This window comes from Chryseobacterium sp. FG46, from assembly GCF_057809135.1.
The window spans coordinates 1-4,733 of record NZ_JBMDJJ010000060.1 but is presented as its reverse complement, the minus strand read 5'-3'; the positions used below and the strand labels follow the sequence as shown (position 1 = coordinate 4,733).

The 4,733-nt window shown below is 32.2% G+C and carries 4 protein-coding genes; 1 reads left to right on the top strand and 3 read right to left on the bottom strand.

The genetic code is table 11. The annotated features are described in order from the left end of the window. Nucleotides 1-211: 211 nt before the first annotated feature. Nucleotides 212-532 (bottom strand): GIY-YIG nuclease family protein, encoded by a 321-nt coding sequence (locus ACODR7_RS21390; protein WP_488842277.1) that lies wholly within the window; start codon nt 530-532, stop codon nt 212-214. Nucleotides 533-591: 59 nt separating this feature from the next. Between ACODR7_RS21390 and ACODR7_RS21385 the strand changes: the two genes are divergently transcribed. Then, nucleotides 592-720: a hypothetical protein gene (locus ACODR7_RS21385; protein ID WP_488842275.1), complete on the top strand. Its 129-nt coding sequence runs from the start codon at nt 592-594 to the stop codon at nt 718-720. 243 nt (nt 721-963) lie between these two features. Here the strand turns inward: ACODR7_RS21385 and ACODR7_RS21380 are convergent, their stop codons facing one another. Both ACODR7_RS21380 and ACODR7_RS21375 read right to left on the bottom strand, forming a co-directional pair. Further along, nucleotides 964-2,199: an McrC family protein gene (locus ACODR7_RS21380; protein WP_488842273.1), complete on the bottom strand. Its 1,236-nt coding sequence runs from the start codon at nt 2,197-2,199 to the stop codon at nt 964-966. After that, entirely contained in the window at nt 2,196-4,292 is a 2,097-nt protein-coding gene (locus ACODR7_RS21375) for an McrB family protein (protein WP_488842271.1), read from the bottom strand. The genes ACODR7_RS21380 and ACODR7_RS21375 overlap by 4 nt, the downstream gene beginning before the upstream one ends. Nucleotides 4,293-4,733: the final 441 nt, after the last annotated feature.

The window sequence follows — 4,733 nt, the reverse complement described above, 5'->3', positions numbered from 1 at the left end:
ATCATTCCATGCATCATCATACGCCCACCTTGTCATTCCGCAGGAATCTAAACAGTTAATTTATCATCATTTATCATCAGATAACTTTCTATGCCTGGATTCCTACGGAATGACAAACGTTGTGGATAGTCTAAGCGCATAGTTTGTATTTCACTATCTTATTAGTCTGACGACAAACAATTTTGTCATTTGATATGAAATACTATTCATATCAAAGCCAATTCTCAAACAAATAATTCAAAAATTCTAAATTAGGATTTGTGCTCCTTATCAGTTCAAGTTTCTTCATTCTTGACCAGTTTTTGATTTCCTTTTCTCTTTGAATGGCATGATGAATCCAATCATATTTCTCGTAATAAATCAGAAATTCAAGATTATATCTTGCTGTGAAACTGCCTGGATTTAGCTTTGTTTTGTGTTGATACAATCTCCTATGGAGGTTTCCTGTAACACCAGTATAAAGTACTTTTCTATTTTTATTGGTAAGAATATAGATATAATAGGTATATCTTCCTTTTGAAAATGCAGTCATTTGTGTTTTTGTTTTATAAAGGTTACAAAAAATTTGATGTCTGAAGGAAATAAGCGGTAATGCACGCACACATAAACGCCCACCTTGTCCTTCCGCAGGAATCTACACTGTTTATTTTATCATCAGAAAGCTTTCTGTGCCTGTATTTCTACGTAATGACAAACGTTGTGGATAGTCTAAGCGGATAGTTTGTATGGTAATCCGGAGTAGATAAGTATCATTCCATGCATCATCATGCGCCCACCTTGTCATTCCGCAGGAATCTACACTGTTATTTTATCATCAGAAAGCTTTCTGTGCCTGTATTCCTACGTAATGACAAACGTTGTGGATAGTCTAAGCGGATAGTTTGCACCGTTTTCCTGAGTAAATAAGTGGCTATACACGTACACATAAACGCCCACCTTGTCATTCCATAGGAATCTAAACTGTTATTTCATTATCCAATTTAAGATTTTTGCTCCTATTTGATCATTTAATAGTTTATTACAATCTTTAAAAATAGAAACTTTCCCCAGACCACATGTATGTTGATCAGCAGTATTATCAAGTGCAACAAACTTTATGTGGCCACCAAAATTATCATTGTTTGACGGATATAGTAAAAGTGATTTGCTACTTTTCCAATATTCATTATAGACGTACATTTGTCTTAGATCATGTATTGATGGTTTGTCATTGTTTATATTTTTCCATTTAGTATCAATAATAAATTGTTCTTTGTCACTAACTAATACAATATCCGGGCGTATTGAAACATTCCTCCAAAATGCTTTAAAATTTTGCCCGTAAACTTGTATATTATTATCTCTAGACACCTGTTTGATCCGAATTAAAATGTATTCTTCCCATAATTTATTCATGTCAAATAATAAGGCTAACATTTTTTCAGTTCCTTGAGAAATATTTGGAGCATAGTTTAATATGATAAATCTTGCTATTGAAAGTGCAGTTTCATAAGGGGCATTTTTTCTAGATTTAGGAAGCTTTTTAAATGTAGATTCAGTGGCATTAATTGATTTTACCTCTGGAAAATCCAGCTTTAATGTTTTACATTTAGTATGAAGATAACTTCCTTTAGATAAATCAGTAATAATATCTAAAGCTTGTCCTAAGACCTGATGAATAAGATGATCTTTTCCATACACTTGATGTGTAGTATAAAAACGTTCTTTGTGGGCCAGATTTTTCTGGATATGAATTGCAAATTCCAGCTTTCCTTTTAATGCTTTTACATTTCCTGTTTTCTTATAATACTGTTTTATTAATCCCTGATGAATTAATAGTTGTACTTCACTTAGAAACCATTCAAAGTAAATATCCAAAAGAGTTATGGACTGTCTTACAACATTTGCTTGACCAGCCTCCTGAATCTTTAATTTTTTGGTTAAGCGTAACATTTCTATAAGAACACTCTGCCATTTTTTTTTATTCTCTTCTGGTTCATAACTATCTATTTTGGGAAGAATCTCAATGGTAAGATTATCAATCTGAAGAACCCCAACGAATTGTTTGAAAACGACACCATTATGTTTCAAATCAAAATATTGATAGTTGTGTAAGGCATTAAGTTTAGACAACGTTATGAAATGTTTTGTATCAAAATCTCTGTCGCCTATTCGTAAAAAACTATGTTCATAGACCTGTATTCTTTTATGAGAAATCATATTCTTAGTAAAAGTTTTATTGCGTCGTCAAAATTTAATTCATCAAACGGAATTAATTCAAATGTTTTTTGAATGTCAATATCATCTATGCCATAAAAATCAGCAAAAATTTCTTTACTTTCAGATATGCCCTTTTCTTTAACAAATCCTCTTCCTAAAATTAATCCAATTTTGCTGTAGTCACTATAGAAATACTCCTGAAGCAAAGGTATTATCTCATTTTTGAAAGAGTTTTTAAAATCTTCCTTAATAAAGTACGAGTGTCCCAGAGTATAATTTCTATCTAAAAGGAGTTCAATTCGGGTGTTGATTTTTTCCATAACATCTGCCCGTGGGTAATCATTAAATGCTTTATCCTCGATCACCTTTCTATCAGGAAGCATCTCGGTGAAACAAAAACGTCTTCTTAAAGCGGTGTCTAAAGCTTCAACACTTCTATCTGCGGTATTCATGGTTCCGATAATATATAGGTTGGGAGGAACACAAAACTGAATTTCACTTTTAGAATAGGGCAAAGTAACCCTTGTTTCATTAAGTTGGCCTAAACGCTTATCTTTTTCAATCAAAGTGATGAGTTCTCCAAATATCTGAGAAATGTTTCCTCTGTTTATTTCATCAATAAAAAGATAAAATCGTTCACTTACTTCAAATTTTGCCTTAACAATTTCTTTTGGGCTTTTTAATGCATCATTTAAATCTTCAAATCCGGCAAGATTTGCAGCTCTGTCACATGCAATTTTAAAGATACCGTCTTCAATATTATACCTTAATTCATCATCTTCATCCAAATCTGGTTTGATTCCTTCAATGAAGTCTTCATAAGAGAAGGACTGATGAAAGGTTGTAAAAATACTATTATTAGATTGGGGAATCAGTTTTGCAGATTCAATAGTTGTTGTATCATCAAAAACAATATTATTTTCCTGTAATGCCTGTATTAAGGAATTCCACCTTTTTCCTCCATTCAGTTTACCAAAGGTAGGAGTGTAAGAAGCGGACAATAATTCTGGAGTGTCAAAAATTTTAATCCATTTTACTTCAATAGTCTGAAAATCAAAACTATTTACAACAGCTTTTGAAAAATCATAATTATGAAGTGCTTCTGCGATACCATAAAACTTTTTACCGGAGATAATACATAGATAATCTCCCTGTTTTACATCTGAGAAATAGGTTCTCATCTTGAAATTTTCGGTCTGTTTTTTATCCAGATCATTTAAATCCCCAAGTCCAACGGAACACCATTCATAGCCTAGCCTGGTACCATTTTTTAGATCATTCCACAAATACCCTCCTTGCCCGGGAGCCAGATGCCAGAATGTTTTGTGGCGATCAACTTTTATAGAAGAAGTAATGGGTTCTTTAGTTTCAGTCTTTTTAGTGGAGTTTAAAAAAGAATTGATTTTATAAGTTTTTCCGGTTCCCGGAGGCCCATAGAAAATTTGATTAGGATAGCTAATATCAAAAATATTATTTTCCTCAGTGTTTATAATCTCATTATTTTCTGTTTCACTTTTACTCCATAGAAGCTGAGTAAAATCAAAATAATCCTGGTCGGGTCCTTTCTTTTGTAGAATAAAACTATTGAGTACAGGATAGCTTTTGATACCCTCATCAAAACCTAGAAACTCAGCAGCATTATATAAATTGTCCCACTTATAGATATTAACAATTTTGAAATCGTTATATAAAAAAGCAATTTTCCATTTGTAAGCATCACCTAAGTTAATTTTATCAATGCTTTCCAGATCATTTTTTTGCGCACTCTCAACAATTTCCAATAAAATTAATTTGATTGTTGAAAATGCTTCTTCTCTTGTTTTACCATATTTTGAATGCCATGCGTATTCATCATCTGTCATTCTATTCCCGTTCAGCACCTCTTTACTTTTATCTCTACGTTTGTAGATACCAAATTTGTAGGCAGAGCCTCCCCAAATACTTCCTAAAAGATTTGTCTTTGCTTCAACCCAATAGCAAAAGGAGGTTTTATCCAGATTCGTATATTCTTCTAATTTTAAATCCTGAATTCTTGATAATGGCCATTCATTGAGAAATTCTTCTTTTAATTTGTAATACTCTAAGTTTTTCATTGATTTTTTGTGTAGATAATTAAATGTAGTAGGTGCTGAATCAATTATGTTTTTAATTTCTTAATACGTGTTATAATTTTCAAGTGTTTGGTATTATAAATTTAACACAAATAAGAAAATGGAGTTGTCAAATAGGTTGATACTACTATGTTGGAAATGAAATAGTATTTGTTTTCATGGTTTTATAATTATAGATTGCAATAATAATAAAAATCTCCAGCTCCCGCTTACGGGAAAACGTAAATTTTCTTTAAAATCACTGAAAATATTGCTCAGAAATAATTTCAGCCCCTTCCAAAGCCCTTCCAACCCCTTTAATAAGCCCCTGGAGAGGCTTCATGAACGGTCTCTACCCCCTACATGAAGGAAATTTACCCCTTTGGGTAACTATCGTGTGGACACATCTTTAAAGATTTTGTAAGCTTTGGCTATATCTTTAAA